We start from the raw sequence: 5,336 nt of genomic DNA, 5'->3' as shown, positions 1-5,336 counted from the left end.
TTCCACCACATTGGCGCGCAGTCGGTCGATGCCGGGCTTCGCCACCTGCGTATGCTGGGTGATCACCGGCTGCAGCAAGCCTGCGCCCATCTCGACGGCTTTTTGCACCAGGTAATCGAGCCGGCCCTGCTTGAGCGGCGCGAAGCAATAGACGAGATCGGGTAGCGGTGGCTGCGGCCGCTGCAATTCGAGCACTTTCAGTCGGGCGGCTTTCTTGGACTTCGCGGCGATCGAAGCCGACCATTCGCCGTCGCGGCCGTTGAAAAGCAGGACTTCGGCGCCTTCGCCGAGCCGCAGCACATGGGCGAGATAGTGACTCTGCTGCTGTCCGGCATCGAATTCGATGCTGGACCCAAGGTCGTCCGGCACGAACAGCCGCTGCATTTTGTAATTGGCGCGCATGGCCCAGGCAGGTTCCGCAAAAGTGTTCCGCGGTTTTGCGATCAGAACCAGCGAAAAACAAGGGAATCTAAGCAGATATTCGTGGGATGTCCCACGAATATCTGCTTAGCAATGGGCGAGGCGACGGGCTGCGTCAAGTATCGGCGCTGGGATGCCAGGCCGGCGTGAAACCATGCTTCAATACGGTAATGCTGGTTGTCGGCGTCAGCAGGCGCAGCGGTCGGTCGGCAAGGCGATCGAGAGCAATTGGACTGGCGTAGCCCGCGAACGACCATTTGAGTGCCTTGCCGGCACGCAGCGCAAAGGCATTGTCGCCGTCCGCGATCATCGTTCCATCGGGCAAGTCGCCAAGCTCCGGTGCGGTCACGGCGGGAGGCCGTCCGCCGGAAGCCAGCCGTTCCTTGTGCAGCCGCTTGTCGACCATCGGCGCGCGCGGCTCATCGATGCCGAACGCCTCGCCGAAGCGGCCGACGAAATCGGTCGCCCGCTCGCGCCGGCAGAAGAAGCAGGGCCGATGGCCGGCGGCCAAGGCGGTCACCTCGTCGAGGAAGAACAGCTCCGTCCAGCCGGCCTTGCCGCCCGGCCTGTTGCGGCCCATCGGCTCGCGCCGCACGTTGCGGAACGCGCAGACGCAGATGATCCAGGCCGGCAATGCCCAGCGCTTCTTCAAAAGCGTCCTGGTCTGCGGATCATGGATGATGCCGCGATTGCCGGTGAACAGGCCGCGTTCCGGCACGGCATGGATGGCGCCGAAGGGGTCGACCCGGTTCTGCAGTGGCATAGCTTTCTCTCTCGATCCGCATCTTGGCTGAAATACGGACCGCATGATATCGCTCGCCCCAGCGTTTTCATGTCAGCAGGATTCTCGATGCGCGTGCTGGTGGTCCAGAATTACGACAATACCGGCCTTGGTCAGGTCGGCGCCGCTCTGGCCGAAGCGGGCGCCGATCTCGACCTGCGGCGTCCCTACCAGGGCGATCCGTTGCCGCAGGATGCAGGCGGGCATGATGCGATGGTTTTGCTGGGCGGCGGGCAGAATGCGCTGGCCGACGAGGACTATCCCTATTTCCCGGCGCTTCTCGAACTGACGCGCGATTTCGCCGATAAGGACCGCTCGGTGCTCGGCATCTGCCTTGGCAGCCAACTCCTCGCCCGCGCGTTCGGCGGCGACAACCACATCGGCGGCGCCACCGAGTTCGGCTGGCACAAAGTCTCGCTGACACCGGCCGCCAAGTCGGACCCGGTGCTGGCGGCGCTGCCCGAAAAATTTCCGATCTTCGAATGGCATGACGACACCTTCGCGCTGCCCGAAAACGCCGTGCGGCTCGCCGGCAGCGCGGTCGCCGAAAACCAGGCCTTCCGCCTCGGCCGCGCCATCTATGGTTTCCAGTTCCACTTCGAGGCCGATACGCCGATGGTGCGCGACTGGAGCACGTCCTTCGCGGCAACGATTGCCGAGCGCCATCCCGACTGGAACGAACGCTTCGACGACGAACTGGCCCGCAATGGCGCCGACGCCGACGCCGCCGGGTTGGCGATAGCCCGCGCTTGGGTGGCCACGATCTGAACATCCAGTCCCTGATCGGGCGAAGCGTGGCATAATTGGCACGCCCGCGGGCTTCCGCCTGGGGACAACATTCTTCTTTGTTGGTTTGTGTCCGGCCGCTCGCCTAAGAGGGCGCGCTTTGTATCGTCGGTGCAACCGGAATGAACCTCTTGTGTGATCCAGCCGACACACCGGCGATACAGAATCTGCTTAGAAGCGCGAAATCGTCGAAACATTGAGACGCATTTTATCGTTTCAACGCATTGGTAACCGCCTCGTGCCCAGATGCAGAAAGCTTAACCAGAGATGACGTCCGTGAAAGCAGCTCTCCTGTCTTTTGTCATGCTGTCTGCCATCGTGCTCTGCGGCCTGGGCATCTATGCCGCCGATGCAGCGACCAATCACCGGGCCGTCGACGGCTATGGCGTCACCGCCTCGCTGAACTAAGCCCAACCAAAAATCGGAAGCTCGCCCGCGCCGGGGCCGCGCCTAAAGCGCTTTTCCCTGGACGGTGATGATGCGTTTGTCGCCGCCATTGACGGCGAGCGCGCTCAGCGTTCCCGATTTCCAGGCGAGCGTGTCGACATTGACGCGGTTGGCCTTCACCTCGGCTTCCGGGACGGGCGTGTGCCCATGCACGATCACCTTGGAAAAAAGCCCTGGATGGTCGTGGAAGGCGTCGCGGATCCAGATCAGGTCCTGCTGGTTTTGGCGGTCGAGCGGCACGCCCGGCCTTATCCCGGCATGGCAGAAGAAGAAGTCGCCGAACGTCGCCGAAAACGTCAGCGATTGCAGGAAGTCGACATGGCTGCGCGGCACCGCTTTCGCCAGAGCAGCGTGTCCGCGCGCAACCGCCCCCGCCTTGCCGTACCAGTGGGCGTCGCGCAGAAGATCCACGCCATAGGACTGCGCCGTCTGCACGCCGCCGTAATTCATGAACAGGCCGTCCGGCTCGCCGTCCGCCAGGAATTCGAGCATGCCGATGTCGTGGTTGCCGGCGAGCATGATGTTGCGCGGATCGCGTTTCTGCGCCTCGATCAGGAAGTCGATGACGCTTCTGGAGTCCGGTCCGCGATCGACATAGTCGCCGAGATGGATGATGCGCCAGTCGGAGGCGGGCGCATATTCCAGTTCGCTTTCGATGCGCCGGTGCATGGCGGCGAGCAGGTCGTGCCGGCCATGCACATCGCCGATGGCGTAGAGCCGCATGCCGTCCGGCCCGCGCGCGTCGAGGTAGTGGATGCCGGTTTCGGTCAAGGAACCCGTCTTTCGTATCGGTCGCCGCGCAAGCTAGGACCAATCGATGAACAACGCCCTAGCGTCGGAATTCGTCCTTGCCACGTCTGCCGTCCGGCGCTCGCCGCGCCCTAGCGACGCAACTGCTCCTTGCCCATGTCGGTGACCAACCGCTTGCCGCACAGCGCCAGCGTGATGTCCATCTCCTTGCGGATGATTTCGAGCGCTTTGGTGACGCCGTCCTTGCCCATCGCGCCGAGGCCGTAGAGGAAGGGCCTGCCGATAAAGGTGCCCTTGGCGCCGAGGCAGAGCGCTTTGAGCACGTCCTGGCCGGAGCGGATGCCGCCGTCCATATGGACTTCGATCCTGTCGCCGACCGCATCGGCGATCTCTTCCAGCACCGAGATCGAGGAGGGGGCGCCATCGAGCTGCCGCCCGCCATGGTTGGAGACCACGATCGCATCGGCGCCGGTCTCGGCCGCCATCTGCGCGTCTTCCTTGTCGAGGATACCCTTCAGGATCAGCTTGCCGCCCCAGCGCTCCTTGATCCAGGCGACGTCCTTCCACGACAGGTGCGGATCGAACTGCTCCGTCGTCCAGGACGACAGCGAGGAGACGTCGCCGACGCCCTTGGCGTGGCCGACGATGTTGCGGAAGGTGCGGCGCTTGGTGCCGGCGATCCCCAGGCACCAGCGCGGCTTCAGCGCGAGGTCGATGATGTTGGCAAGCGTCATCTTGGGCGGCGCCGAAAGCCCGTTGCGGATATCCTTGTGGCGCTGGCCGAGGATCTGCAGGTCGAGCGTCAGCACCAGTGCCGAGCACTTCGCCGCCTTCGCCCTGTCGATGAGGTTGAGCACGAAATCCTTGTCGCGCAGCACATAGAGCTGGAACCAGAACGGCTTCTTGGTCGCCGAGGCGACATCCTCGATCGAGCAGATGCTCATGGTGGACAGCGTGAACGGCACCCCGAACGCTTCCGCTGCCTGCGCCGCCAGCATCTCGCCATCGGCATGCTGCATGCCGGTCAGCCCGGTCGGGGCAAGCGCAACCGGCATTGACACCTTCTCGCCGATCATGGTCGATTCCAGCGAGCGGTTGCTCATGTCGACCAGCACGCGCTGGCGGAATTTTATCTTGCCGAAGTCCTCTTCGTTGGCCCGGTAGGTGCTCTCCGTCCAGGCGCCTGAATCGGCATAGTCGAAGAACATCTTCGGCACCCTGCGGCGTGCGAGGTCCTTGAGGTCGGCGATGGTGAGGATTTCGCTCATGATGGTCCCCGCTTGATCAATGCTTAGGAGCGTTTTCGTGTGGGTTCGATGTCGACGGCGTCCGAGCGTTGCCTGAGGCGCAACCTGGACACCCGCTGCCAGTCGCCGCTGCGCTCGGCTTCCGCCATCGAGCGCTCGACATAGGTGATGTGGTCCATCGCCGCCTTGCGCGCCGCCGTCGGATCGCCGGCCTTGATCGCGGCATGGATCGCCCGGTGCTGCTCGAGCAGCGCCTCGCGCGCGCCGGGCACGCTGAACACCAGAAGCCGGTTCTGGAACACACCCTCCGACAGCAGCCGGTAGCAGGAGCGCAGGGTGTGCAGCAGGATCATGTTGTGCGCGCATTCGCACACCGCGTGATGGAACTCGATGTCGATTTCCGCCTCGTCGTCGAAATCGCCGGTCCGGTGCGCCTCGTCCATGCGCGCCATGATGCGGTCGAGCAGCGCCAGATCCTCCGGCGTCGCGCGCCGCGCCGCAAACTCGGCCGCCACCGCCTCGATCTCGCGCCGGTATTCCAGATAGTCGGTCACCGCCTTGCGGTGCGTGGAGATCAGATCCGTCACCGGCTTTGTGAAGAGCTGGCCGATGACGTCGGCGACATACGTGCCGCCGCCGGCCTTGGTCGTGAGCAGACCGCGTCCTTCCAGGGCCTTCAGCGCATCGCGCAGGATCGGCCGCGACACGTCGAACTGGCGCGCCAGCTCGCGCTCGCCCGGCAGCCGGTCGCCGGTGCGCAGCACGCCTTCGAGGATCAGGCTCTCGATCTGCTGCACCACCTCGTCGGCGGTGCGCGAATGCTCGATCCTGGAGAAAATGTCGCTCAAAGGGGCGCCTGGAGAACGGGACGAAGGTCGCGCAGATTAAAGCGTCCGCCGCCAACT

General features: G+C 64.2%; 7 protein-coding genes. 2 read left to right on the top strand and 5 right to left on the bottom strand.

The window, feature by feature from the left end; all coding sequences use genetic code 11:
- Both EOD07_RS21190 and EOD07_RS21185 read right to left on the bottom strand, forming a co-directional pair.
- Positions 1-402, bottom strand: a 402-nt coding sequence (locus EOD07_RS21190) for an RsmE family RNA methyltransferase (protein ID WP_127236849.1), incomplete at its 3' end; no start/stop codon positions are given.
- A gap of 133 nt (positions 403-535) precedes the next feature.
- Positions 536-1,183 carry a hypothetical protein gene (locus EOD07_RS21185; protein WP_127236848.1) on the bottom strand — a complete coding sequence of 216 codons (648 nt, stop codon included), beginning with the start codon at positions 1,181-1,183 and terminating at the stop codon, positions 536-538.
- A gap of 87 nt (positions 1,184-1,270) precedes the next feature.
- On the opposite strand from EOD07_RS21185, the gene EOD07_RS21180 reads away from it, so the two are divergent.
- Both EOD07_RS21180 and EOD07_RS39110 read left to right on the top strand, forming a co-directional pair.
- Positions 1,271-1,969, top strand: coding sequence for a type 1 glutamine amidotransferase (locus tag EOD07_RS21180; protein WP_127236850.1), 699 nt, complete (start codon positions 1,271-1,273; stop codon positions 1,967-1,969).
- Between the two features lie 294 nt (positions 1,970-2,263).
- Positions 2,264-2,395, top strand: coding sequence for a hypothetical protein (locus EOD07_RS39110; protein WP_263481599.1), 132 nt, complete (start codon positions 2,264-2,266; stop codon positions 2,393-2,395).
- A 42-nt stretch (positions 2,396-2,437) separates the two neighbouring features.
- Here EOD07_RS39110 and EOD07_RS21170 read toward each other — a convergent pair whose 3' ends face one another.
- From EOD07_RS21170 to EOD07_RS21160, 3 genes are all read right to left on the bottom strand, one after another.
- On the bottom strand, positions 2,438-3,205 hold the full coding sequence (locus EOD07_RS21170) for a metallophosphoesterase (RefSeq protein WP_127236847.1): 768 nt from the start codon (positions 3,203-3,205) through the stop codon (positions 2,438-2,440).
- A gap of 110 nt (positions 3,206-3,315) precedes the next feature.
- A complete protein-coding gene (locus tag EOD07_RS21165) occupies positions 3,316-4,455 on the bottom strand; it encodes an alpha-hydroxy acid oxidase (protein WP_281059076.1) in 1,140 nt (379 codons plus the stop codon).
- A gap of 20 nt (positions 4,456-4,475) precedes the next feature.
- A complete protein-coding gene (locus tag EOD07_RS21160; protein ID WP_041009998.1) occupies positions 4,476-5,279 on the bottom strand; it encodes an FCD domain-containing protein in 804 nt (267 codons plus the stop codon).
- Positions 5,280-5,336 lie beyond the last annotated feature (57 nt).

The organism is Mesorhizobium sp. M2C.T.Ca.TU.002.02.1.1, assembly GCF_003997225.1.
Note: the sequence above shows the minus strand (reverse complement) of the source record. Positions and strands in the feature narration are given on the sequence as shown.

Bases quoted from the DNA above. Each gene is read 5' to 3' on its own strand.
- EOD07_RS21185 (WP_127236848.1), bottom strand. From the start codon at position 1,183: ATGCCACTGCAGAACCGGGTCGACCCCTTCGGCGCCATCCATGCCGTG.
- EOD07_RS21180 (WP_127236850.1), top strand. From the start codon at position 1,271: ATGCGCGTGCTGGTGGTCCAGAATTACGACAATACCGGCCTTGGTCAG.